A 22,949-nucleotide genomic window follows, 5' to 3' on the forward strand; every position below is an offset into this window, starting at 1 on the left:
GAATAAGCACTGATGTTAAATATATCAGTACTTAAAATTGTAGCCCCCTAAATAGGAAAATCAATCGGCTTTGGGGCTTGAACCCTAATCCAGAATAAACTTGTAGCGCTTAGCAAACCCTGGTTTTCTGGATACCATATTTAGACTTGGTAGCCGGACAGGGTCGTACCAGCAACCAGCCAGAAAATAGTTGCTCAAGTTACAAAATTGGTGTAAAAATAACACTTAAACAAGGTTAGAGGGGCGATGTAAGTGGAAGGGAAAGTTTCAAATTTTCGTTATGCCTGGACCGCGAGTATTCCGGTCCTTTTTGGTTACGTCACACTGGGGTTTGCCTATGGACTGTATATGCACAACCTCGGCTTTGCTTTTTGGTACCCGGCTTTGATGGCACTGACAATTTATGGCGGGTCTGTCGAATTCTTTATTGCTAACCTGCTCTTACAGCACTTTAACCCGCTCAACGTTTTATTGATCACGGCGGTCCTGGGCTTTCGCCAATTTTTTTATGGGGTCGCCATGCTAACCAAGTATCCTCACCATGGCTGGCAAAAGTGGCTCTTGATCTTTGGCTTGAGCGACGAAACCTTTGTCCTGAATTACTATACCAAAATTCCGGACGGTTACGATCCGACCACGGTGCGGACGTGGATTTCGGTCCTAGACTACTTTTATTGGGCACTGGGCGCGCTCAGTGGCGGCTGCCTTGGGGGAATCCTTAATTTGCAGGTCAAGGGCCTGGATTTTGTGATGACGGCCCTTTTCCTGGTCCTCGCGGTGGAGCAGATTTTAAAGGAAAAGGATCACTGGAGCGCACTCAGCGGCTTCGTGATTACGATTGCCTGCCTATTGGTGGTTGGCAAATCATACTTTATGATCGTTACTTTACTGCTACTGGTACTTGAATACTACTGGTTTGGCTACCGGGAGAGGGGGCGGCACTAAATGGGAATCATCGAACAAATGGCTACGATCGCGCTCGCGGCGGTCACCAATTTTATTACCCGCTGGCTGCCCTTTCACCTATTTACCCAGCGGAAAACTAAACAAGACGAAGTGGCCCCCTTTATCAAGGGCTTGGGCGAGTTCCTGCCGCCGGCAATTATGACCATGCTGGTGGTCTACTGCTACCGCAACGTTAACCTGACGAACCTGAGCGCAAGCCTGCCTGAGCTGCTGGCGGGGCTGATCACGGTGGCGGTCCACCTGTGGCAGCGGAAGATGTTTCTCTCCCTGGCCTTGGGCACGCTCAGTTACATTCTGCTGGTTAATTTTGTCTTCTAGGGCCGGTGAACGGGGGAAATGGCCAAATACTATTGAACGAATATCAATCAAGCGTTAAAATAAATCTGTTTTAATTTAGGTTATTATTCTGGGAGGATCTATTTATGAAGATTAATAATAAAAAGCGGCTGGCGGCCGTTTTAATGACGGCGGTCCTGGCTGGCCCAGTAATGGCGCCTTCGGTTGTGCTGGCTGATAACGCCACTGGGTCCCCGGCCGAACAGGCTGACATTACCAACTGGATTGCCAACACGCCGCAACAGGTTTCAAACAATATGGCGATGCAGCACATTGATATGAACAACCTGAACGGGACGCGCTATATCATTCAATGGGGTGACACCCTGTCCAGTATTTCCGCAGCAACGGGGATTTCGATTGCCAAGCTTTGCTACGATAACAATATTCAAAACGCTAACCTGATTTATGCAGGGGACGTTCTGATTCTTAACCGCAACGGGGACGTTCCGGCAGGCTATAAGCCAAATGTTAACCCTAATGCGGTTGCGCAGACCCGGGTAACCATCAACAACGGCCCCAAGACCGTTAACATCTATGCGCCAAAGTCGGTTAAGAAGATTTACAACGAACAAGTTGATAATTCAAAGACCGATGACCATTCCAGCAATACTTTTGCCGCGCCGGCCGCAGCTAAGGAAAGCTCCGCTGACACTAACAGTGATAGTCAGTCTAGTCAGGAATCGAGCAGCAGCGCCAGTGTTCAAACTAAGACCAAGTCGGCAGCTGCCAGCCATGGACACAAGCGTCATTCCGCGTTGCTTTCCGCTGCGGACATTGTCAGCGGTCTTGAGAGTGTCGCTGGGGATTCCAAACTCTCCTTTGAAGAAGGGAATGGCGGTGACGATGCTGATTCCCTAGACGTTGATTCTGCAGCAATCCTGAAGGCTGCTAAGAAGGGCAACTATGATGACGTCCTTTCGGAAATTGAAGACGCCCTCAACGGCAAGGATAAGGATGGTACGACCATCTACATCGAAAAGGATGGCAACGAGCTTCACGTCTACGCTAGCCACCAGGATGAGAGCAGCAGTAAAGACAGCAACAAGGACGATAGCGACAGTAGTCAGCAAAGTGATGACGATAGTAACAACCAAGCTACTAATGACAGTCAGGACACTGACACGACCGATGATGATGACTAGTAGGGGATAGACAATGCAGAAAAAAACAAAAGTTATTATTGCGGTGGTGGTTGCCATTGTGGTGGTCCTCGGCGGCTTTTACCTCTATGCCAGCCACGCGGTTGCCAGTCACGTGCCGGGGCACGTTTATGAATACACGTCGATCTCTGGCAACCAGAAAGCCTACATGACCTTTGCCAAGAGCGGCGATGAAGTGGTCGTTACCCCAAGCAAGGATAAGGCCCTCAAGGCCAACGGGAGCGACAGTGCTTTCCAGAGTGTCTACCAGGGCGAAGCTGACCAGGGAAAGTGGAACTATGAAGCGAAGGGCAGCCGGCTGACCCTGTCTAAGACGCAAGACAATAAGGTGTCACTCTGGCAATATAACCACGTGCTGGCGTTCGGCAAGAAAATTCACTCAAGCAGTTTCAGCTACCAAATTGCCAATGCTGGTCAAGGGGTTGACCGAAAGGCAACCACCTTTGAGCAAATTCGCTAATTAGCGATAATAAGCACCTACTCTTTAAATACGGGAGGAGGTGCTTTTTTCATTTACCAATTCCACTGATGATTTAATCACGCTAAGCCAATTAATTAGTAAATTTGTCCTAATCAGGTTATAGTTAAAGCAACTGTTAAGTTCAGGGAGCGGTTAAAATGGCAAAAAAAGTAACACCTAAATTAATAATGGCGATCCTGTCTGCCGGGATGCTTTCCTTCTTGGGGATCCTTGATGAAACAGCGACCACCGTGACGTTTCCCACATTAATTAGCGAATTTGCGGTTACGACTGACCAGGTCCAATGGGTGAATACCCTGGTGCTGTTAGTAATTGCAACGATTGTGCCCATTAGTTCGCAAATCGGGTTGCGGTTTACCACGAAGCAAATTTTCATGGCCGGGATTGCTTTCTTTATGGCCGGGTTGCTTATCGATATCTTTGCGCAGCGCTTTGACCTCCTTCTATTGGGACGGGCCCTCCAAGGCGTCGGGACCGGAATTGGCCTGCCGTTAATGTATAACATTATTCTGACAAAAGTGCCCAAGGATAAACTTGGCTTTATGATGGGAATCGGCACAATGATTACGGCGGCCGCGGTCGCCCTGGGGCCGGTTTTTGGTGGAATTGTGACTGACCGCTTGACTTGGCGGTGGATTTTCATTATTTCCAGCTTGCTAGCACTTATTAGCGCCTTTACCGGTTCGTATTCGATTCCCCAGCTTAATAAGCTGCAAAAAGTCCGGTTTAAATACGGTCAATGGCTTGCAATTGCGGTTAGCCTAGTGTTACTAATGCTCGGCTTTACCAGCCTTGCCAAGCAGCCGTTTTGGTCAGTTCAAGTCACGGGCTGCTTGGGCGGTGGACTGATTGGCCTTGGGATTTGGCTAAAAATCTCGTGGCGGGACCATCAGGCATTGATTAGCCCGCGGCTCTTTGCCAACCTGCATTTCAGTATGCAATTAACTTGTTATTGCTTTGCCAAAATTGCTACCTTAGCGTTAGGCTTCATTTTCCCGATTTACGTGCAAACTGTGAACCATGGCTCCGTATCGCTTGCCGGTTGGATTATGTTCCCTGGGGCCATCTGTGATGCCGTGATGGCGGCACTAGCCGGAAAAATCTTAGACAAGCTGGGGGCCCGCCTGCCAATCCTGCTGGGAATGCTGGCTAGCTTGGCAAGCCTTATCCTGTTGGCCGTTTTGGGGCTACGGTTATCGAATTTAGCGATCATCTTGCTGGATACCCTTTATTATGGCGGGTATGGGATGAGCTTTAGCAGCTTGATGACGAGTGGCCTAACGGCGCTTGCGGCTGAAGAACACCCGCAGGGGAACGCAATTTTTAACACCCTGCAGCAATTCTCTGGTGCCCTTGGTACGGCGCTTGCCGGCACCTTGCTTGCAATTAGTCAGCATAACCACCAGCTTGTCCGGCAGCAAACCACGGCGATGGGGGCGCGGTGGACTTTTATTATCTTAGTGGGATTGATAATCGTCAGTCTCATTCTCGCGGTGCTCTTTGTTCCCCGGACGAAGCTGCGGGCGGTCCAGAACAGTTAAGCCGCGGATGATAAGGCTAGTTAGTGCAGAAAATAATTAGCGTGATGATTATTTCCCGGGAAATTAAATTTGCTGGCGGCTAACTGGCGGGTTGTTGTCGTCCAAGTGACGTGGTCAGCAAAAAGCGCAGGGCGTATCATCAAGGGTGAAAGAAGGAAGGAGGAGTTAACATGGTTAATAATCAGATCAAACAATTACGGACTGCTCGGCATCTCTCGCAAGAGCAGCTTGCGGAAAAGGCAAAGGTTTCCGTCAGAACGATTCAGCGTTTAGAAGCAGGGGATGACGCCAGTATTTCAACTTTAAATTTGGTGGCCGGTGCGCTCGACGTTCAGGTGGGCGACCTCTTTCCCAAGACGGCGGCGCTTAAGCAGCAAGCGAAAATCCAGTCCGCTGATGAATTATTGCAAGCCCAGCTCCACCAACGGCATGAAGAATACAAGAACTTCAAAAGAATCTACAATACCTGTTATATCGTGGTCATGCTGCTCTGGGGCTGCCTTTTTTCCTTAGTCCACAGTTCAGTGATCTCTTCGATTATGGGTGTCCTATGGATCGGCGGTTGGATGGCCCTTGACCCGTTGAAGAAGTGGCTTGAAATTAAAAGAATCAGCCCGAAGCTGGACGTGAAATATCCCCTAACGGTCAACCGGCTGGACAAAAACCAGCTTAATAAGAAACAAAGGGCCCAAGCCTAAGCAGTGCGCTTCCGAAGAAGTAAAAAAGGCCGGGAAATCCCAGCCTCTTAATATAATATGGACCATGCGAGATTCGAACTCGCGACCTCCTGCATGCGAAGCAGACATTCTCCCAACTGAACTAATGGCCCGTTCCAAATTTATTATACCAGTAGTTTGAAAAATTGCCAGTACCCATCGACATTGGCTGAAAAACATTTCCCCAATGGTTGTGCTATACTGGACTTGGTGATTAACCGAGTGGAAAGATCCCTCAAAGCAAACCCTCCCCGATTTGGCATTAAATTGGGGAGGGTTTGCTTTTCCCGCAATTATAAGGAGGATGGTTAATTATTCATAGTCAGACAATTGGACGATTAAGGAAAATAGCGTTAATTGTGACTTTAGGGGGCCTGCTCTTTGGGGTCGACACGGGGGTCATCAACGGGGCCTTACCGTACATGGCAGCGCCCCAGCAGTTAAACCTTAGCTCGGCAGAAGAGGGGCTGGTCACCTCAATCATTACCCTAGGCGCCGCAATTGGGGCCTTAACGGCGGGTAAGCTTGCGGACCGCTATGGTCGGAAACGAGTTCTGTGCTACTTAGCAGTGCTCTTTTTCTTTGGAACCCTCTGTTGTGCAACTGCGCCTAGTGCCTGGTGGCTGATTAGCTTTCGCTTTATCCTAGGCCTGGCTGTTGGCGGGGCGTCGGTAATCGTGCCGACCTACCTGGCAGAAGTTGCAACCGCGGGCCTGCGGGGCCGGTTAGTAACCCAAAATGAACTGATGATTACGGGTGGACAGCTGCTGGCCTTTACGGTCAACGCCCTTCTGGGAGCCTGCTTTCCCGGTATCACCAGTATTTGGCGGGAAATGCTGGCCTTTGGGATGCTCCCGGCGCTGCTCCTCTTTTGTGGGACCTGGTTTGTCCCTGAATCGCCACGTTGGTTGATTATGAAAAAGCACCCCCAAGCGGCCGTCAATATTCTTGACCAAATCCGCCCTGCCCACCAGCAGAGCCTAGCAGAGGTCCAGAGTGTGACCGCCGTTCTCAAACGGCAGCGAAGGACCAGGACCGCCGGTTTTCATGACCTCTGTCATCCCTGGGTACGCCGGTTAGTGTTGCTTGGCGCGGGCCTAGGAATAATCCAGCAGTTTGTCGGCATTAACATCATGATGTATTACGGGACCAGTATCCTCATGAAAGTCGGCTTTGGCCACCGGGCTGCCTTAATTGCCAACGTTGGCAATGGCTTGACTTCCTTTATCGCCACTGCCGTAGGAATGCGGTTGATGTATACGGTTGCCCGCCGTAAGATGCTGCTGACGGGCATCGCGGGAACCGGCTGTTCTCTGTTCGCCATTACGCTCGGTATCCTACTGTTGGGACATACACGGGCACTTCCGGTCATTGTGATCGGTTCGACCATGACCTTTTTGGCCTTTTTCCAATCCTGTGTTTCCCCGACTACCTGGGTGCTGCTGTCGGAAATCTTCCCCCAGCAACTCCGGGGACTGGGAATGGGAATTGCCACCTTTTGCCTCTGGCTGGCGAACTTCCTGGTGGGCTTCAGTTTTCCGGTAATGCTGGCGCACTGGGGCGGAGTGGGCACCTTTGCCTTCTTCATCGCCTTTAACGTTGCCGCCTGGGGATTCTCCTGGGCGTTGGTCCCCGAAACGCAGGGCAAGAGCTTGGAGCGGATCCAGCTCGAACTACGGGCCCGGCTGCAGGCCAGTCACCACCATCGCCATCACCATCAGGGGAGCAGTCTGCAAATGATGAATTAACGTTCGCGAACGGGATGTAAGCTTCCCGCGAGGAGCGGTTCGGCAAGGTTGGTCCGAAACCACTGGGTCAGGGGCCCCATAAAAAGTGCGTAATCACGGTGCCGACCCCGAGGGTGACGTCAAAGACCAGTCCCACCAGGACACAGATGCTATCGGTGATGATGCGGCAATACTTGAAGGGAAGCAGCCGGTACTTATAAGCGGCAATTAAGGCGAGGGCGTCATATGCCGAGACGCCCAGGTCGGCGGTAAAGTACAAGGCTGCGGCCAAGCAAGTCAAGACAATCGCGGTGAGCATTAGACCGCCGCGCATTGCGAGCCCGGGATGGGGCAGGAGGGCATCGAGGAGGTTGCGCATGAGGTCTGCTGTCATCCCGGTCAGCAGCAGGTTAAAAATGGTTGCAATTCCAATATAATGCCGGCGTAAAACCAAGACCACCGCTAGCAGGCTGCCGGTCAGGATCAGGTAAAAGGTGGAGTAAGAAGAGCTGAAGAGGTTGGCGATCCCCGTGACGAAGCAGGTGAACGGGGTCGACCCCCAGCTTGGCCTTTTGCAGCATTCCTACGCAAAGACCACAGAGGATGACCCCGCAAAGGGCCATCATAATTCGGCGAATTTGGTACATATTATTCCCTCCTGACTGCTTGAATCCGTTTTCAAAGCGTATTGTAACGCGGCAGGAAGTAAAATAACATTAGTAAATTAAGTAAAATTATCCTGGTACTTAAAAACAGGCACCTCGCCAGCTTGGTGAAATGCCTGTTTTCTATTTTAAATGCGGAAAATGAAGCAAGCGGGCCACCTGCCGGAAGGGAACCGCCTGCAGGACGGTGGTAAAGAGGATTAGCAGGGAACCCGAAATGGCGGCCCAGGTCAGCTGGGTGCCCAGCAGGCCGACCGCTAAAACCGTCGCGACCAGGGGCTCAAACGCGCTGAGAATGCCCGTTGCGGCGGGTGAGATGTAGCGGATGCTCTGCAAGAAGAGGGTGTAGGAAAACATCGTCCCGCCGATGACAATGTAGGCGACGAGCAGCCAGTCCCAAGGAGTCAGGCGCGGCATTGGAATGCTGACCAGGGCCGGGGACAGTAAGGCGCCGCTGATTAGCATCGCGAGGCCGCAAACTACCAGGGCGTCAAATTGTTGGAGCAGGGTCCGGGGGAGTAGGGTGTAGAGCGCAGCCGCCGCGGCACACCAAATTCCCCAAAAGAGGGCTACCGGGGTCAGACTGAGCTGGTCAAGGCGGCCGCCGGTAGCTAAAAAGAAGGTTCCGAGGAGGGCGATAGCGATGCTGAAACAGTCAATCCGCCGGGGCCACTGGTGCTTTGACAATGCCAGCCAGAGAATGATGAAGACCGGTTGGAGGTACTGGATAACGGTGGCAGTGGGGGCGTTGCTGTACTTAATGGCTAAAAAGTACGATAGCTGGGAATTTGCCATCCCCAAAACCGCAAAGAGGAGCAGGAGCCGCCGGTTGACCTTCCTAGTGACCAGCTGCCTGATTTCCCCGGGGAACTTGATGGCACTCCAGAAGGTTAAGAGCAGGCCCGCCGCTAGCAGGCGCAGTGCGACCAGCCAGGTGTTGGAGATGCTGGTTGTTGAAAACAGGTATTGGGCCGCGGCACCGGAGATCCCCCATAAGGAGGCCCCGCCAACCGCGAGTAAGATGCCCTTGCTTTGCTTGTTCATATTATCCTCCCTAAAAACAGTATCGCAACCAATATAGCACGGACGTTCTGGCGTTTGAACCCCTGCCGGGCAAATGATAATTTCTTTAAGCAGGTGGCGGCCTGAAGTATAATTAAGAAGAAATTTGTTGGCACAGGCTTTATAAGGAGAAGAAAATGCAAACGGTCAAAATCGGAAATACAAACTGGCGGACGTCAAACATTGCTCTGGGAATCATGCGGATGGGGACCTGTTCCGTGGACCAAGCGGTGGCGGCCCTGCAAGCGGCTCACACGGCCGGAAATGAGCTGCCATAATGATGGACTCAAAGTTTAACTACTACCAGTTTTACACCGCCCTCAGCGATTGGCTGAGCCGTTATCCCCGCCTGATTGCCATCCTGCGCTGGATGAACCGGCTGATCGTGCTGGTAATGTATGTGGCCTACCTGCTGGTCCTGGTCGGGATTTGCTGGCGGTACCGGGCAATCCCGCGGACGGGCTTGCAAGTCCTGGCCCCCCTCGTGATCGTTCCGGGACTGGGCTTTGGCCTGGTGAGCTTTTTCCGCCACCGCTTAAACGCTCCGCGGCCCTATGATGAATGGGCAATTGACCCCCTGCTAGCACGGGAGAAGCACGGGGATTCGCTGCCGAGCCGTCACGCCTTTTCCGCGACGGTCATCAGCCTGGTCGCCTGGCGGGCAGCGTGGCCGCTGGGGGTCTTCCTGCTGGTCCTGACCCTGATTTTGGGACTGGTCAGGATAATTGGCGGGGTCCACTACCCCCGGGACATTATTGCGGGCATTTGTTGCGGACTGCTCTGCGGGGCGTGCCTGTGGCTGTTTTAGTGAAAGGAAGATGGGATGGATAAGAATACAGTAATACGGGAGGCCATTCTCAACGGCCTATACAGTCAGGATTATCCGGGACACAACCTGCTGACGCCCCAGCTGGTGACCAACCAGGCTGCCAGCACAATTTGGCAGACCATTCAAGATGAATTGCAGCACTGCCGGCACTTTACCTGGGCCGTTGCCTTTATTACGACCGATATGCTGGTACCGCTCAAGGCCCTCCTGGCGGACTTGGCAGAGCAGGGGGTGTGCGGCACCCTGCTAACCGGCGACTACTTAGGCTTTAATACGCCCCAAACCTTCGCTGAACTGATGAAGATCCCTAACCTGACCGTTCGCATTGTCGGGCAACCGGGTTTTCACGCCAAGGGCTACCTCTTTGACCACGGTGACTACCAGACGGCCGTGATCGGCAGTGCTAATTTTACGTGCGCGGCCCTACTCCAAAATACGGAATGGGCGCTACGGGTCAGTTCGCGGACTGACGCCAGCCTGACCAGGCAGCTCAGTGGCCAGCTGACCGCCTTGTCACAGGCTAGTCAACCATTGACGGCCCAGTGGCTAGCAGCTTACCGGGCTGCTTGGCAGCCGCTGCCTGCGGCCAAGCAGTCGGCGCCCGCACCGGTGGCACCGATTGCTGCTAACCAGATGCAACGCGCGGCCCTTGCTTCGTTACGGCAGTTGCTTGCTTCCGGGGCGCACCGGGGGCTGGTGGTTTCGGCGACCGGGACGGGGAAAACCTACCTTGGGGCTTTTGCGGTCAAGGACTTTCAGCCCCGCCGCTTCTTGTACGTGGTTCACCGGGAACAGATTGCGAAGAAAACCCTGGCTAGTTTTCGCCGGGTGATTGGCGGGCCCGCGAGTGATTATGGCCTGCTGACTGGTAACCGGCACGACTGGGGTGCCAAGTACCTCTTTGCGACTGTCCAAACCCTGAGCCAGCCCGGGACACTGGCGAAATTTGCGGCAACCGCGTTTGATTACATTTTAATCGATGAAGCCCACCGGGCCACGGCCCCCAGCTACCAGGGCCTCTTTGACCACTTCCAGCCGCAATTTTGGCTGGGGATGACGGCCACCCCGGAACGGATGGATAAGCAGGACGTCTACGCCCTGTTTGACTACCACCTGGCCTACGAGGTCCGCTTGAAGGAGGCGCTGGATGCCGGGATGCTGGCCCCCTTTCACTACGTCGGCGTGCAGGACTATGAACAGGATGGCGAGGTCGTTACGGAGACGACGGGTTTACGCTACCTGGTGAGTGACCAGCGGGTCAGGTACATCCTTGACCAGATGGACTACTATGGCTATTGCGGTTCCCAGGCTCGGGGCTTGATTTTTTGTTCCCGCCAGGAGGAGGCCCGGGAACTGGCGGCGAAGTTCAGTGCGGCGGGGCACCCCGCGATTGCGTTGACGAATGAAGATTCTCCACGCCGCCGGCAGCGGGCCGTTCAGCGGCTGGAAGCCGGGAACATCGAGTACATTGTGACCGTCGACCTCTTTAATGAGGGGGTCGACATTCCGGCCCTGAACCAGATCATCATGCTGCGCAACACCCAATCGGCCGTCGTCTTCACCCAGCAGCTGGGCCGGGGCCTGCGGAAGTTTCCGGGGAAGGGCTACGTGACCGTCCTGGACTTTATCGGCAATTACCAGAATAATTTCCTGATCCCGTTGGCGCTGAACCAGGATACCAGCCGGCAAGCAGACCGGGCCCGCCAGGAAGTCCAGCTGCCAGCGACCATCGGTGTGTCGACGATTACTTTCCGCCGGGTGGCTGCTGAACGGATTTTACAGTCGCTGGCCGCCGTCAAACTGGATTCGCTGCGGGAACTGCGGACCGCTTACCAGGACCTCCACCGGCGCCTGGGCCGGCCGCCGCTCCTATTCGACTTTTACCGCTACGGTGAAGTATCGCCCCTCGTCTTTGCGGAAAACAGTCGCTTAGCAAACTATGGGGAATTTTTGGCGCGGATGGGGGAACCCGTCCGCCTGACCACCCACGAACGGGCGGTCCTGTCCTTCCTTACCAAGGAACTGGTCAACGGCAAGCGGCCCCACGAACTAGTGCTGCTAAAACTGCTGCTGACTGCTCAGGAGCACCAGTGCAGCCAGGAGGAATTGGTAGCGGCACTGCGCAAACGGGGCGCTTACGTCAGCCCGGCGGTGCTCCAGTCAGTTGATGATATTTTGAGTTTGCGCTTCTTTGCGGTTAAGGCGGGAAAGCAGACCCGGCGCGACCAGTACGGCGGGACTCCGCTGGTCGTTCATTCGGGCCTGGTTGACTACCGCCTGGCGCCAGCGCTAGCGGCAGCCTTAGCGGCACACCCGCAGTTTAGCGAGCTGGTGAATGATGCGGTGGACACCGGCCTGGCCCTGAGTGAGAACTATGACGCCAGCCAACAGTTTACTATTTACCAGCAATATGACCGGAAGGATGTCTGCCGGCTGCTCAACTGGCCGCTAGACGTCAGTGCCCCGATGTACGGCTACCGGGTGGGGGAGCAGGAGTGCCCGATTTTTATCACCTACCGTAAGGAGGATGACCAGCGGCGCAACGCCATCTACAATAACCAGTTGGAAAATGGGCGGTCGCTGCGCTGGTACACGCGCAGTCCCCGCCACCTGTCCTCGCCGGAAGTCCAACGGCTTCTGGCAACGGATGAGCATGGCCGGCCCCGCGTCAAGCTCCACCTCTTCGTCAAACGGAGCGATGCGGTCGGCAAGCAGTTTTATTACCTGGGTCCGGCGACGATTCAACCGGGGTCGGTCAAGGAAGAGCAGCTCGGGGCCAAACAGAAAGCGGCCGTTGGGATGGAGCTGCAGCTTGCCCAGCCCCTGTCCGTTCGGATGCGGCGGCTCCTATTTGAAGAAGATTAGCAAGCAGGCAAAATTATGCTTGCTTTTTTCTTGCGTTGCTATATACTTAGTTACATAAGTAATTAACCAAATAACTAAGGAGGAGCGCTCTTGCAATTTCATTTTGACGAATCGGCGCCGCTGTACCAGCAGATTGCCGCTCAGTTGGAAGAGATGATTTTTAGCGGGGCCTTTCCAGAAGGCAGTCAGGTCCCGTCAACGACACAGTTATCGACTGAGCTGCATATTAACCCGGCGACCGTCTTAAAAGGGATGAACGTACTGGTTGATAAAGACCTAATTGAAAAGCGCCGCGGCCGAGGGATGTTCGTCACCGCCGGCGCCCAGGAGAAGATTATGCAAACACGCAAAGAGAGTTTTTACAAGGATTACGTGAAGAGCTTGGTGCTAGAAGCGCACAAGCTGGGAATTACGAAGCAGCACTTGCTGGAATTAATTGAACGGGGGGAGAACGATGGAACAGTTAACAATTAGCCACGTCAGCAAGAAGTATGGTCGGCAGGTAATTTTAGAGGATCTCAACTGCCAGCTGGCGCCGGGGAAAATTTACGGACTGCTCGGCCGCAACGGGGCGGGGAAGTCAACCCTGCTTAACATCATTACGGGCCGGATTTTTCCAACGAACGGGACGGTCGCGCTTGATAAGCTCGGCACTAACGACCAGGACCGGGTCCTAGGCCAGTTCTACTTGATGAGCGAGAGCAACTTGTACCCGAAACGGACAACGATCCAGCGGATGTTTGACCTGGCGGACGGCTCCTATGGCCACTTCGACTACCAGAACGCTAACCGCTTGCTCAAGGCCTTTGGAATTGACGCGAAGATCCAGCTGAGCAAGCTCTCGACCGGTTTGCAGACGGCTGCCAAACTGGTCGTGGCACTGAACGTCAACGCTAATTATGTTTTCCTGGACGAACCGACCCTGGGTCTGGACGCCAACCACCGGGAGCTCTTTTATAAGGAGCTGGTCAAGAGCTACCAGGAAAAGCCGCGGACCTTTGTCCTCTCGACCCACCTGATCGATGAGATTCAGCAGTTGGTAGAGCACGTGCTGATTTTGGCGGACCACCACCTGATTGAAGATGCTGACGTCGAAACGTTGCTGGACCGGGCCTACACGGTGACGGGGCCGGCAAACCTGGTTGACCAGTACGTCGCGGGCCTGCGGGTCTTATCTGCGGACCAGCTAGGAACGGTTAAGACCGCCTACGTCTTTGACCAGCTCGACGACCAGCGGGTGATTCCCGACCAGGTTAAGGTTGGGCATTATGACTTGCAAAAATTATTTATCGGTTTAACGAACGGGGGCAGTGAGAATGAGTAAGCAAAAGATGACCTTGGTGATGACGAACGTCTTTCACCGGCTCGGACAGGCAATCCTGATTACGGTTGGCTGGATCGTCGGTTTTGAAGTGGTTGTGTCCCTCATGGGCTTGATATTCAACCGCAATCCGGAATCCTTCTTGGTCACCCTGCAGGGGATTCCATCAACCCTGGCGGTTTTTATCAACCTAGTTCTTTTAGCGTACTTCATTGTGACGCCCTATGTTGACTTTAAGTGGGCCATCCAAAACGGCATTTCGCGGAAGACGATGTGGCGGGGCCGCGCCCTGGCCCTCTTCTTAGCCACCCTGGTGATTTTTATCCTTGATGAGCTCTTGTCAATGGCTAACCAGCCGGCGATGAGCCCGCGGACCCTGCTGGTCAACTTCTTAATCCTGCTGACCGGGGTGGTGACCTGCCAGGCGGTCGGGAACGGCTTTAGCCTGCTTAACCGGACCTGGAAGTGGATTGTCGGGATCGGCCTGCCGGTAATGTTCATCATTTTTTGTGTAATCATGGTTCGGCTGATCCTGGCGATGGGCAGCCAGATCACGGCGCTGGTAGAAAATAAGCAGTTTGTCGCTGCCATGACGGTCGTGTTCAATAACCCGGTTCTCCCTTACGTGCTCTGGTTAATCTACTTTGCGATTATGCTGGGCTTAACCAAGCTCTTTAATGACCGGATGCAACTGCGTCGGGATTAATATCAATACTAAAACTCCCAGCCGCGGGGACGGCTGGGAGTTTTCTCGTTTTAAAATAATGCTGCTAAATTTAGTCCGGTAATCAGGGCGACCAGGGCGTAACAGATTGCCGTCTGCCAGCGCCGGTTGACGTGGGGGCCCATCAGTTGGCGGTTGCTGGTGATGGCGACCAGGGGGAAGAGCGTAAACGGCAGGGCAATGCTTAATACCACCTGGGCGTAAATGATGAGCTGTTCAAACTGGTGCTCATTAAAGCGGATGATGAAGCCGATGATGAGGATCGGGATCAGGGTCACGAACCGGGTCAGCAGGCGCCGTTTCCAAAGGGGCAGACGGATGTTGACGTAGCCCTCCATCACGATTTGCCCGGACAAAGTCGAGGTAATTGACGAGATCAGGCCGGTAATCAGGAGGGCGAAGGCGAAGAGCCAGCTCATCAGTGGGTTAGCCAGCTGACCAACGATTCCTGGGTTTTTGAGGGCGTAAAAGACTTCCTGCAGGCTGGTCAGGTTCCCATGGTGAAAGAAGAGTGTTCCCCCGAGGATTAAGAGGAGGGCATTAACGATCAGCGCCGCGATTAGGTGGATGATGGAGTCCCAGTTGGCAAACTTCAGGGTCTCGGTCACCTGCGCCGGGTCGTGTTCGTCGTAGCGGCGGCTTTGCGCCAGGGCCGAGTGGAGGTAAATATTATGGGGCATGATGGTGGCCCCGATGATGCCTAGGCTGAGCAGCAGCTCCGCGTGGTTGGTCAAAATTTGCTGGTGGGGGACAAAGCCCTCCATAATGGCCAGCAGGGCGGGGTGGGCCCGACAGACCTCGGTGGCAAAGATGACACCAACAATCAGGATAGCAAAGAGGACGATGAATTCAATCCGCCGAATCCCGAAGCGGAGGAAGAACAGGACCACGAGGACGTCGGCAATCGTCAGCAGGACCCCTGCGACCAGCGGCAGGCCGAAAAGTAGCTTGAGGGCGACCGCAGTGCCCACAACTCCCGTCAGGTCGGTTGCCATCATGGCGATCTCGTTGAGAATCCAGAGGAGCAGGCGGACGGGCTTGTTGACCCGGCTGGCGATCGCCTGGGCCAGGTCTGTCCGGGTCACGACACCGAGTTTGATTGACAGTGACTGCATGACCATCGCAATCAGGATGGAGCAAAACAGAACAACCAGGAGCTGGTAGCCGTACTGGCCCCCGCCAGAGAGCGAAGTCAGCCAGTTGCCGGGGTCCATGTAACCGACGGCAACGAGGGCCCCGGGGCCGCTATACGCAAGGAATTTCTGCCAGAAGGCTGACTCATAGACCGTGGGCACCTTAACGCTGCCGTTGATTTCGTCGAGACTTTTCTTGTTCATGCTTTGGGACCCCGTTTCTGCGCCAGGTGGGCGATGAAGCGGGCGAAGGCCGGCTGATCATTGAAGGCCGGCACCAGGTCGAGTTCCTGGCCCCCGCTTGACCGGAAGACCTGGTAATTTTGGACCCCGTCCTCCTCAAGGGTTTCCAGACAGTCGGCTACAAACGACGGTACCGCCAGCAGCAACTTGCGGTTGCCCAGCTGGGCCTCCTGCATCAGGGTGTTGCACAGGTAGGGCTTCAGCCAGGGCATTGGCCCGAACTTGGACTGGTAGGCCTGTTTGATTTGGTTCGCTGGAATGTCAAGCAGCTGGCGCAAGCGGGCAGTGGTTCGTTCAGTTTCTTCCTGGTAGGGGTCACCATGCTTGACCATGGCCGTTGGAATCCCGTGGTAGGTAATCAGCAGGCGGTCGTACTTCTTCTTTTGCCAGGCCGCCTGGATCTGGTCGGCGAGGAGCTGGAGGTATTCCGGTTCGTCGGCAAAGCGGTCGATGATCGGGATCGTCGGGTCCACGGCCCGGACCTGGTCAATGATTGACTGGGTGGTGCTCTGCGTGAAGTGGGGGAAAAGCGCCAAGACGGTGATCTGCTCGCCAGCCTCCTGCATTGCGATCAGGGTTTCCTTAATGGATGGCTGTTCGTAGGTCATCGCCATCCGGACGTCCCAGTCGGGCAGCAGGTCCTGGACTTGCTTGGTCAGCCGGGCTGTATAGACCACTAGCGGTGATCCTTCCTTCATCCAGATATCCCGGTAAAAGGTAGCGGAACGCCAGGAGCGCATCGGGAGGATGATGCCCTTTAATAGCGGCTGCCAGAGGGCTGGGGGCATGGTCACCACGTTGCGGTCACCGAGGAACACGCTGAGGTAGTGCTTCACAGCCGCGGTGGTTGGTGCACTGGGCGAACCCAGGTTGACTAGTAGTAATCCTTTTTTCTTCATTATCAATCTTCCTCACTTTAGTTATGCAACTGCCGGGCCTTGAGCGCCCACAGGATCGAAACGGTGTCGATGACTTCTTGGAGCATGGCACCGACAAAGGCGGGGATTACCCCGGTGCTGGCGATGAGCATCAGGACCGTGCAGATGGCAATCCCAATCAGAACGGCCTGCTTGGCAATCCGTAAGGTATCCTGGGAGATATTGACCGCCTTGGCGACCTTGGCCAGGTCGTCCTTCAGGATCACGACGTCCGCAGTTTCACTAGCGGCGGTCGAACCGTGTGCCCCCATGGCAATTCCGACGTCGGCCGTTGCCAGCGACGGGGCGTCGTTCACCCCGTCCCCGACCATAAAGACCGGGTGCTCAGCCTGGGGGATCGATTGGAGGGCCGCAATTTTATCCTGCGGCAGGAGGTCAGCCTTAACCGTGGTGATGCCGACTGCTTTGGCAACCTGCAGGGCAATCGCACGCTGGTCCCCGGTGAGCATCATCAGGTTGGCGACCCCAGCGGCCTTTAATTTCGTCATCGTTTCCGCGGCCTCGGGACGGACGTGGTCGGTAAAGGCGATTGCCCCGTAGTAGGTCCCGTCAACGCTAACGTAAATGGCGGTAGTGTTGAGGGCCGCCTGCTGGTTTTGCGGGGCGACAAATTGGCGCTTGCCGACCTTGACCTGGTGGTCCTCAATCATCGCCGTAATGCCCCTGCCGGTTTCCTCGGTCAGCCCAGTTGCTGCCGCTAGGGAAATGCTATGCTGGTTGGCGTAAGCGAGCAGCGACCGGGCGAGAATGTGGGAGGAGTCCTGCTCAGCGCTGGCGGCCAAGTGGAGGAGCCGTTCCTTGGTGATGGTCCCGGCTGGCAGGATCTGGGCGACGGTGATGTGGCCGTTGGTGATGGTTCCGGTCTTGTCAAACGCCCCGGTTCGGGCCCCGGCGAGTTTCTCCAGGACGCTCCCGGTCTTAACGACAATTCCGTTCCGGGAAGCCCGGCTCATTCCGGACACCATCGCGACCGGCGCCGCCAAAATCAGCGGGCAGGGAGAAGCAACGACGAGGACTTCGGCGAAGCGGCGCGGGTCCTTGGAGAACCACCAGGCGAATAGTGAAATGAGGATGGCGGCAATCGTAAAGGGAACGGCGTAGCGGTCGGCTAAGCGGACAAAGTGGGCTGGGGTCTGCTCCGCCTCGCGGACCAGTTTAACCAGCTGCTGGTACTGGCTATCCTTAGCGAGCTTGGTGACTTTCAGCGTAATCGCCTCATCACCGTTGAGTGAGCCGGACATGACCGCGTCCCCAACGGTTTTGGCGACCGGCCGTGCTTCACCGGTTAGCGAAGATTCGTCAAATTCGCCGCTGCCTTCAATAATTGTGCCGTCGATAGGGACGAGTTCGCCCGGCTTAACGATAATTTGGCTGCCAACCGGGACGTCATTTACTGGGACGTCCTGAGTAGCACTGGGGGTGACGAGGTGGGCAAAACGCGGCGAGTTGTCCAGCAGGGCCTTGAGCTCGGTATTCGCCTTTTTGGCGGCGTAGTCCTCTAGGGCGTCCCCGCCGGTCAGCATTACAAGGATGACCATCGCAGCCCAGTATTCACCGACCGCCAGAGTAGCGACGACCGCAAGGATTGCCAGGAGGTCGACCCCGTACTTGCCGGAGCGGAGCGTCTTGACCATCCCGATAAACATGGTGAAGGCAACAATCGCACCGGCAATGGTAACGATAATCTGCGCGAGCAGCGGGTAATGGAAGCCGTATTGTAAGACTAGGGCAATCCCCGCGATGATAATGGTAAGCCACAGTTTTTGTTTATTCGATAAGCGTTGCATTAGTTAAACTTCCCTTTAATAAATTCTATCCTAGTACCTATTATTATAGATTACTTGAGTAGAGATATCAGGCGTTCCGGGGAATTCCAGCCGCAATTTCATAATAAATAAGACGGCCCACGATCTAAGCAAGTGCCAGGTCGCGGGCCATCAATCTTTTAATAGGTTGGTTCAATCTTCAATTCACGTTGTGCCGTCAGGTCGGCATCAGGGTACTTATTAACCAGGGCGGTAATCAGCATCCGCTTTGCCAGGTCGCCGTTCCGGTCCAGAACCGTGTGCATATTGGTGCAAAAGACGTTCTTGTAAATTGCCCCTTCCGTGTCGTCATCAAGGTTGTTACCGGTTCCTTCGATGACCTTGCCCAGCGGTTGTTCATCCTTGCCCAGATAAGTCACCAGGTCGTGGTTTTCGTGGCCGTGGTAGTTGAGGCCCCACTTGGTCTTGATTAGCAGGTCGGTTTGAATCGGCTCGTGGTTGGCGGGCAGCTCACTGTGGTGGGAGAGCAGCCCGGCGCCAGCAACCTTGTTGCCATGCTGGTCGATGTAGGACTGGCCGAGCAGCTGGTAGCCTTCACCAACCGCCAGCAGCGGCCGGTTGCTTTCGATGTACTTGGCTAATTCATCGTGCTTGCTGGGAATATCTTCCAACGCAATGGATTGCTCAAACTTCTGGCCGGCCCCGATGACCATCAGGTCGTAGTCGGCCGCCTTAAAGTCATCTTCCACGCTGACGACCCGGCTGGTGACGTCGATGTCAAGCAGCTGGCCGTAGTATTTGAGCGCCATAATATTGCCTAGGTCACCGTAGGTATTCAGCAGGTTGCCGTACAAGTGGGCAAGTTGTAGTTGGTACGTGGCCATTATTCCATCCCCCCATCAATCAGTTTTTGTTCCGCGAGGGCCTTCCGCAGTTGGCGCATGGCGGTGTAGCAGGTAACAACGTAGAGCCGTTTCGTTGGCATCTCCTTGATGCGGTCGATTAGCTTGGCCGGGTCGGGTTCCACGTTAACGTCGGTAAAGCCGCCAAACTTGAACCGGGTTGCGGCGTCCTTGTAATTTGACGCACCGACCAGGTAGTAAGGGATGTCGTGTTCCTTCAGCGTTTCAAAGTTGCAGTCCCAGATCCAGGAGGTGTCTTCACCATCGGCGGGCAGGGCCGTCAGCATGAAGGCGAAGGAGAAGGGATCCTTATCAGTCTTAATCATGTCGAGGACGGTATCGACCCCGATCTGGTTCTTGACCATGATAATGACCATTTCCTTATCGCCGATTTGAACCCGCTCCTGCCGGCCGAAAATCTCGGGGCTCTTTTCAAAGGCCGTCTTAATGTCTGCCTGTTCAACCCCTATGAAGCGGGACAGGGAGTAAGCGGCCAGGGCGTTGTAAATATTGTAGGACCCGCCGACCGGAATCTTGAATTCGTAATCGTCAAACTTAACGATTGAGTCCGCGGAGGTCATTTCGTCGACGGCCGTGACCCGGTAGTCCAAGTCCGGCCGCTTATGGCCGCAGTTTGGACAGAAGTAGGCACCGAGGCCGCCGTAGGTGATGAAGCCGTAGTGGATGATGTGATGGCACTTCGGGCACACTACGCCGTCAGTATTCGACGGGGCTTCCAGGTTGCCCATTGGCTGGTCGTCAAAGCCGTACCACACGCGGGGGTTCGGCAGGTCGACGGAGTTAAAAATCGGGTCGTCGGCGTTGGCGATGATCGTCGCCTTTGGTGCCATCCGGACCCCTTCCAGCATCCGGTCCCAGGTAGCGTACAGTTCGCTGTACCGGTCAAGCTGGTCCCGGAAGAGGTTGGTGAAGACAAAGGCTTTCGGCTTGAAGTACTTAACAATCCGGACAATGTTGGCTTCGTCGACTTCCAGCACGGCCAGCCCCTTCTTCTTCGGCTTCGGGGCGGACACGAAGATCGTGGCGATTCCCCGCTTCATGTTCGAGCCGGTCGGGTTGTAGAGTACGTCCGGGTACTTTTGCTTGAGGGCCTGGACGGCGAGGGCCGTGGCGGTAGTTTTCCCATTGGTTCCACCGACGATCACAAAGTCGTAGCGGTCCTTGTAGTGGTATAAAATATCAGGATCGATTTTCAGGGCAATGAGGCCGGGAAGGGAGCTTCCCCGGTTAAAAACGTTGTGGAGGACGGAGTAGGAGAGGTGTCCAGCGCCCGCCGCAACAGAGCTTTTGAAAGACATATGGATAATTTCCTTTCTGGTCTAAATTTGCTTCTGCGCTAAGTCAGAAATTCTCTTGAATATTATATGAAGAAATGATGAATTTGAAAAGGATTTATTTCCCATACGCTAGTGGCAGCCACGCTTGTGACAAATTCAGTGATTGAGTAAACCTTTTTTAGAATTATTGGGAGGAGGATGATATATCGGATTACCAGTTTTAAAATAGCAAAGGGGCTGAGTTAATTCTCAGCCTCCTCAAACTGTCGAGCTGCTTGTGGTCAAGAAAACGGCGATTAATTTCGGTAAAGCGCCGCTAAGGTGAGTTGCCAAACTAATCGCCGTTTTTTAAGCATATTTAATGGACCGCTTTTTTATTATTATGGCGATAGACCCAAGCGGTCAGGACCGGTGTCAAAATTGCGGTAACAACAACTGCCGCCGTAATTTGTGCGGTTGCTGTTCCTACTACTGATTTATAACTAGCATCAACTGCCGCTAATGCGGCCGGGGTGGCCATATTTGCACCGGCGCAACTAGAAATTGCGGCACCAGCGACCCCGGAACCCCCGGTTAATTTGTCAGCAAGGATCGTGAAGATACCACCTGCAAAGGTAACAACAACTCCTAGAAGAATACCGGATAATCCCCCAGTGAATATTTGCTGGAAATTCATCGTACACCCTAATGCAAATCCAACGACAACGATCGACGCGTTCATCCCATCATTCAGGATTTTCTTAACTGCCGGGAAGAGGTTGGCCAGTGCCATCCCTACTAGTAGGGGAAGAACGGTGGCAACCAGTGTGATCAACGAGAATGAAGCCAGCCCGGAGGAGGCTAAAGCAATCATTGTAATATAAGGCCCCACAGCTAGAATCGTAATTCCAACAGCGGCCTCATCAATGTTATCGCCAAAATCGTGGACGATTCCGGCATACATAGCGTTATTAGCACAGGACATTGCTCCAATAATTGCCAATGCACTCAGGCCGAGGAAATTATTATTAAGAACTTTACCGACAAATAAACCGAGAGAGACCGCAACGATTACCTTGGTTAGAATAATCGTTCCGCCCCTCTTGATAGCGGCACCCGTGGATTTGAAAGAAATGGAACCCCCAATAACGAAAAGAAAGGCCCCAACCAGTGCACCAGAGCCTTGCGCTAACGGGGTGGTAAAACCGCCGATTTTCAGCCAGGAAGGAAAGATGGAGTTAATGCAGGCCCCGATAAACATCGGAATAATAATGTTTCCTCCGGGGATGGAAAACTTTTTCTTTACTTTGTTAGTAGAACTCATGGACATTACCCCTTCTTTAACCATCCATCACAATCCCGCCATCGCAGTCACCAATTTCTCCAGTGATAAAGCTGGCGGCATTACAACCAAAGAAGAGGATCATTTGTGCGATTTCAACTGGTTCAGCTGCACGGCCCAGTGGAATCATGCCAATTACTTTAGCATTCTTTTCTGGATCTTCTGACAGCGAAGTCGTCATTGAGGTGTGAGTAAACGAGGGAGCGACTGCATTGGCAGAAATCCCATACTTGCCGCCTTCCTTAGCAATGGCTTTGGTAAACCCGTTAAGGCCGGCTTTAGAGGAAGCGTAAGCTGCAGTTCCCAACAGGCCGCCACCGATCTTGCCAGCAACAGAGGAAACATTGACAATGCGGCCACCACCGTTGGCTTTAAAATGCTGCCAAATTGCGTGAATCGTGTTATATGGGCCAGTTAAGTTAATTTTGATTGTCCGATCCCACTCTTCTGGTGAAAGGTCGTCAAAGGACTTAGCACTGATGACCCCTGCGACATTGATCAAGACGTCGATCTTACCGAAATCATCAATAATTATCCTGAATTGTTCATTAACCTCGTCCCGATTTTGCTGGTCGACATGATAAGGCCTAACTTGACCGTCAAACTCTGCGGCCGTTGCTTGAGCGGCTGCGTCATCAATGTCTAATAGGGCAACCTTACCGCCACCGTTGACGATTCCCCTAACGACTTCTTTCCCGATTCCTTTAGCACCACCAGTTACGATTACGTTCTTGCCTTGGTAGTCATAAGTCATCATAATCACCTCTAATTGGATAGAATAGCTTATTTGTTGATTTTGTAAGCGCTTACTAAGAAAGCATATCGTATGCAAGCTTAATAATCTATTCAATTCTGCAGTAACGTGTTTTGAAAGGTGACCTTTTTAGCCTAATTGCCTATTGTTGTATTTTTACAATGGAAAAATAATCAAATTGCTCCCGGAAGCTAAGAT

Annotated in this window: 22 protein-coding genes, 1 tRNA gene and 1 pseudogene; 13 read left to right on the top strand and 11 right to left on the bottom strand. The window is 53.8% G+C overall.

Annotation, left to right across the window (positions count from 1 at the left end; all coding sequences use genetic code 11):
• Positions 1-252 precede the first annotated feature (252 nt).
• From HMPREF0494_RS09570 to HMPREF0494_RS09595, 6 genes are all read left to right on the top strand, one after another.
• Positions 253-945, top strand: a complete 693-nt coding sequence (locus HMPREF0494_RS09570; protein ID WP_007124757.1) for an AzlC family ABC transporter permease — start codon at positions 253-255, stop codon at positions 943-945.
• Positions 946-1,284 carry a branched-chain amino acid transporter permease gene (locus HMPREF0494_RS09575; protein ID WP_007124758.1) on the top strand — a complete coding sequence of 113 codons (339 nt, stop codon included), beginning with the start codon at positions 946-948 and terminating at the stop codon, positions 1,282-1,284.
• 104 nt (positions 1,285-1,388) lie between these two features.
• The gene (locus HMPREF0494_RS09580; protein WP_007124759.1) at positions 1,389-2,447 is read left to right on the top strand and encodes a LysM peptidoglycan-binding domain-containing protein; all 1,059 of its coding nucleotides are present in this window, start codon (positions 1,389-1,391) and stop codon (positions 2,445-2,447) included.
• A 13-nt stretch (positions 2,448-2,460) separates the two neighbouring features.
• Positions 2,461-2,925, top strand: a complete 465-nt coding sequence (locus tag HMPREF0494_RS09585; RefSeq protein WP_007124760.1) for a hypothetical protein — start codon at positions 2,461-2,463, stop codon at positions 2,923-2,925.
• A gap of 158 nt (positions 2,926-3,083) precedes the next feature.
• The gene (locus tag HMPREF0494_RS09590; RefSeq protein WP_007124761.1) at positions 3,084-4,487 is read left to right on the top strand and encodes an MFS transporter; all 1,404 of its coding nucleotides are present in this window, start codon (positions 3,084-3,086) and stop codon (positions 4,485-4,487) included.
• 170 nt (positions 4,488-4,657) lie between these two features.
• Positions 4,658-5,185, top strand: a complete 528-nt coding sequence (locus tag HMPREF0494_RS09595) for a helix-turn-helix transcriptional regulator (RefSeq protein WP_007124762.1) — start codon at positions 4,658-4,660, stop codon at positions 5,183-5,185.
• 58 nt (positions 5,186-5,243) lie between these two features.
• Here HMPREF0494_RS09595 and HMPREF0494_RS09600 read toward each other — a convergent pair.
• Positions 5,244-5,316: transfer RNA gene (locus HMPREF0494_RS09600), tRNA-Ala, on the bottom strand.
• 198 nt (positions 5,317-5,514) lie between these two features.
• On the opposite strand from HMPREF0494_RS09600, the gene HMPREF0494_RS09605 reads away from it, so the two are divergent.
• Complete coding sequence (locus HMPREF0494_RS09605) at positions 5,515-6,951, top strand: sugar porter family MFS transporter (RefSeq protein ID WP_338087001.1); 1,437 nt, start codon at positions 5,515-5,517, stop codon at positions 6,949-6,951.
• A gap of 67 nt (positions 6,952-7,018) precedes the next feature.
• On the opposite strand, the gene HMPREF0494_RS11675 is transcribed toward HMPREF0494_RS09605, so the two are convergent.
• The 3 genes from HMPREF0494_RS11675 to HMPREF0494_RS09615 form a co-directional block, all read right to left on the bottom strand.
• Positions 7,019-7,456: a DUF6198 family protein gene (locus HMPREF0494_RS11675; protein WP_476738430.1), complete on the bottom strand. Its 438-nt coding sequence runs from the start codon at positions 7,454-7,456 to the stop codon at positions 7,019-7,021.
• Positions 7,341-7,577: a hypothetical protein gene (locus HMPREF0494_RS11680; RefSeq protein ID WP_007124765.1), complete on the bottom strand. Its 237-nt coding sequence runs from the start codon at positions 7,575-7,577 to the stop codon at positions 7,341-7,343. Before HMPREF0494_RS11680 ends, HMPREF0494_RS11675 begins: the two co-directional genes overlap by 116 nt.
• Positions 7,578-7,718: 141 nt before the next feature.
• A complete protein-coding gene (locus HMPREF0494_RS09615; RefSeq protein ID WP_007124766.1) occupies positions 7,719-8,639 on the bottom strand; it encodes a DMT family transporter in 921 nt (306 codons plus the stop codon).
• A 155-nt stretch (positions 8,640-8,794) separates the two neighbouring features.
• Here HMPREF0494_RS09615 and HMPREF0494_RS11305 point away from each other — a divergent pair.
• From HMPREF0494_RS11305 to HMPREF0494_RS09640, 6 genes and pseudogenes are all read left to right on the top strand, one after another.
• Positions 8,795-8,920 (top strand): annotated as a pseudogene (locus tag HMPREF0494_RS11305) (aldo/keto reductase); the annotation flags it as partial.
• A gap of 14 nt (positions 8,921-8,934) precedes the next feature.
• On the top strand, positions 8,935-9,465 hold the full coding sequence (locus HMPREF0494_RS09620) for a phosphatase PAP2 family protein (RefSeq protein ID WP_007124768.1): 531 nt from the start codon (positions 8,935-8,937) through the stop codon (positions 9,463-9,465).
• Positions 9,466-9,480: 15 nt separating this feature from the next.
• Entirely contained in the window at positions 9,481-12,351 is a 2,871-nt protein-coding gene (locus tag HMPREF0494_RS09625) for a DEAD/DEAH box helicase (RefSeq protein ID WP_007124769.1), read from the top strand.
• A gap of 90 nt (positions 12,352-12,441) precedes the next feature.
• Entirely contained in the window at positions 12,442-12,825 is a 384-nt protein-coding gene (locus tag HMPREF0494_RS09630; protein WP_007124771.1) for a GntR family transcriptional regulator, read from the top strand.
• Complete coding sequence (locus tag HMPREF0494_RS09635) at positions 12,806-13,675, top strand: ATP-binding cassette domain-containing protein (protein WP_007124772.1); 870 nt, start codon at positions 12,806-12,808, stop codon at positions 13,673-13,675. The genes HMPREF0494_RS09630 and HMPREF0494_RS09635 overlap by 20 nt, the downstream gene beginning before the upstream one ends.
• Positions 13,668-14,378: a hypothetical protein gene (locus HMPREF0494_RS09640; RefSeq protein WP_007124773.1), complete on the top strand. Its 711-nt coding sequence runs from the start codon at positions 13,668-13,670 to the stop codon at positions 14,376-14,378. The genes HMPREF0494_RS09635 and HMPREF0494_RS09640 overlap by 8 nt, the downstream gene beginning before the upstream one ends.
• Before the next feature lie 50 nt (positions 14,379-14,428).
• On the opposite strand, the gene HMPREF0494_RS09645 is transcribed toward HMPREF0494_RS09640, so the two are convergent.
• From HMPREF0494_RS09645 to HMPREF0494_RS09675, 7 genes are all read right to left on the bottom strand, one after another.
• Complete coding sequence (locus HMPREF0494_RS09645; RefSeq protein WP_007124774.1) at positions 14,429-15,733, bottom strand: Nramp family divalent metal transporter; 1,305 nt, start codon at positions 15,731-15,733, stop codon at positions 14,429-14,431.
• Positions 15,730-16,671, bottom strand: coding sequence for a ferrochelatase (gene hemH / locus HMPREF0494_RS09650; protein WP_007124775.1), 942 nt, complete (start codon positions 16,669-16,671; stop codon positions 15,730-15,732). The genes HMPREF0494_RS09645 and hemH overlap by 4 nt, the downstream gene beginning before the upstream one ends.
• Positions 16,672-16,688: 17 nt before the next feature.
• On the bottom strand, positions 16,689-18,497 hold the full coding sequence (locus tag HMPREF0494_RS09655; RefSeq protein WP_007124776.1) for a heavy metal translocating P-type ATPase: 1,809 nt from the start codon (positions 18,495-18,497) through the stop codon (positions 16,689-16,691).
• Positions 18,498-18,655: 158 nt separating this feature from the next.
• Complete coding sequence (locus tag HMPREF0494_RS09660) at positions 18,656-19,360, bottom strand: type 1 glutamine amidotransferase (RefSeq protein WP_007124777.1); 705 nt, start codon at positions 19,358-19,360, stop codon at positions 18,656-18,658.
• Positions 19,360-20,697 carry a Mur ligase family protein gene (locus HMPREF0494_RS09665; protein WP_007124778.1) on the bottom strand — a complete coding sequence of 446 codons (1,338 nt, stop codon included), beginning with the start codon at positions 20,695-20,697 and terminating at the stop codon, positions 19,360-19,362. The genes HMPREF0494_RS09660 and HMPREF0494_RS09665 overlap by 1 nt, the downstream gene beginning before the upstream one ends.
• A gap of 337 nt (positions 20,698-21,034) precedes the next feature.
• Positions 21,035-21,979, bottom strand: a complete 945-nt coding sequence (locus tag HMPREF0494_RS09670) for a 2-keto-3-deoxygluconate permease (protein ID WP_040459079.1) — start codon at positions 21,977-21,979, stop codon at positions 21,035-21,037.
• 16 nt (positions 21,980-21,995) lie between these two features.
• The gene (locus HMPREF0494_RS09675; protein ID WP_040459052.1) at positions 21,996-22,751 is read right to left on the bottom strand and encodes an SDR family NAD(P)-dependent oxidoreductase; all 756 of its coding nucleotides are present in this window, start codon (positions 22,749-22,751) and stop codon (positions 21,996-21,998) included.
• Between the last annotated feature and the right edge of the window lie 198 nt (positions 22,752-22,949).

The sequence above is a fragment of the Limosilactobacillus antri DSM 16041 genome (assembly GCF_000160835.1).
GTDB classification, from domain to species: Bacteria; Bacillota; Bacilli; order Lactobacillales; family Lactobacillaceae; genus Limosilactobacillus; species Limosilactobacillus antri.

What these genes read in the sequence shown, in the direction of transcription:
- HMPREF0494_RS09575 (WP_007124758.1), top strand. Translation starts at nt 946, where the DNA reads ATGGGAATCATCGAACAAATGGCTACGATCGCGCTCGCGGCGGTCACC.
- HMPREF0494_RS09580 (WP_007124759.1), top strand. Translation starts at nt 1,389, where the DNA reads ATGAAGATTAATAATAAAAAGCGGCTGGCGGCCGTTTTAATGACGGCG.
- HMPREF0494_RS09585 (WP_007124760.1), top strand. Translation starts at nt 2,461, where the DNA reads ATGCAGAAAAAAACAAAAGTTATTATTGCGGTGGTGGTTGCCATTGTG.
- HMPREF0494_RS09590 (WP_007124761.1), top strand. Translation starts at nt 3,084, where the DNA reads ATGGCAAAAAAAGTAACACCTAAATTAATAATGGCGATCCTGTCTGCC.
- HMPREF0494_RS09595 (WP_007124762.1), top strand. Translation starts at nt 4,658, where the DNA reads ATGGTTAATAATCAGATCAAACAATTACGGACTGCTCGGCATCTCTCG.
- HMPREF0494_RS11680 (WP_007124765.1), bottom strand. Translation starts at nt 7,577, where the DNA reads ATGTACCAAATTCGCCGAATTATGATGGCCCTTTGCGGGGTCATCCTC.
- HMPREF0494_RS09615 (WP_007124766.1), bottom strand. Translation starts at nt 8,639, where the DNA reads ATGAACAAGCAAAGCAAGGGCATCTTACTCGCGGTTGGCGGGGCCTCC.
- HMPREF0494_RS09620 (WP_007124768.1), top strand. Translation starts at nt 8,935, where the DNA reads ATGATGGACTCAAAGTTTAACTACTACCAGTTTTACACCGCCCTCAGC.
- HMPREF0494_RS09625 (WP_007124769.1), top strand. Translation starts at nt 9,481, where the DNA reads ATGGATAAGAATACAGTAATACGGGAGGCCATTCTCAACGGCCTATAC.
- HMPREF0494_RS09635 (WP_007124772.1), top strand. Translation starts at nt 12,806, where the DNA reads ATGGAACAGTTAACAATTAGCCACGTCAGCAAGAAGTATGGTCGGCAG.
- HMPREF0494_RS09640 (WP_007124773.1), top strand. Translation starts at nt 13,668, where the DNA reads ATGAGTAAGCAAAAGATGACCTTGGTGATGACGAACGTCTTTCACCGG.
- HMPREF0494_RS09645 (WP_007124774.1), bottom strand. Translation starts at nt 15,733, where the DNA reads ATGAACAAGAAAAGTCTCGACGAAATCAACGGCAGCGTTAAGGTGCCC.
- hemH (WP_007124775.1), bottom strand. Translation starts at nt 16,671, where the DNA reads ATGAAGAAAAAAGGATTACTACTAGTCAACCTGGGTTCGCCCAGTGCA.
- HMPREF0494_RS09655 (WP_007124776.1), bottom strand. Translation starts at nt 18,497, where the DNA reads ATGCAACGCTTATCGAATAAACAAAAACTGTGGCTTACCATTATCATC.
- HMPREF0494_RS09660 (WP_007124777.1), bottom strand. Translation starts at nt 19,360, where the DNA reads ATGGCCACGTACCAACTACAACTTGCCCACTTGTACGGCAACCTGCTG.
- HMPREF0494_RS09665 (WP_007124778.1), bottom strand. Translation starts at nt 20,697, where the DNA reads ATGTCTTTCAAAAGCTCTGTTGCGGCGGGCGCTGGACACCTCTCCTAC.
- HMPREF0494_RS09670 (WP_040459079.1), bottom strand. Translation starts at nt 21,979, where the DNA reads ATGAGTTCTACTAACAAAGTAAAGAAAAAGTTTTCCATCCCCGGAGGA.
- HMPREF0494_RS09675 (WP_040459052.1), bottom strand. Translation starts at nt 22,751, where the DNA reads ATGACTTATGACTACCAAGGCAAGAACGTAATCGTAACTGGTGGTGCT.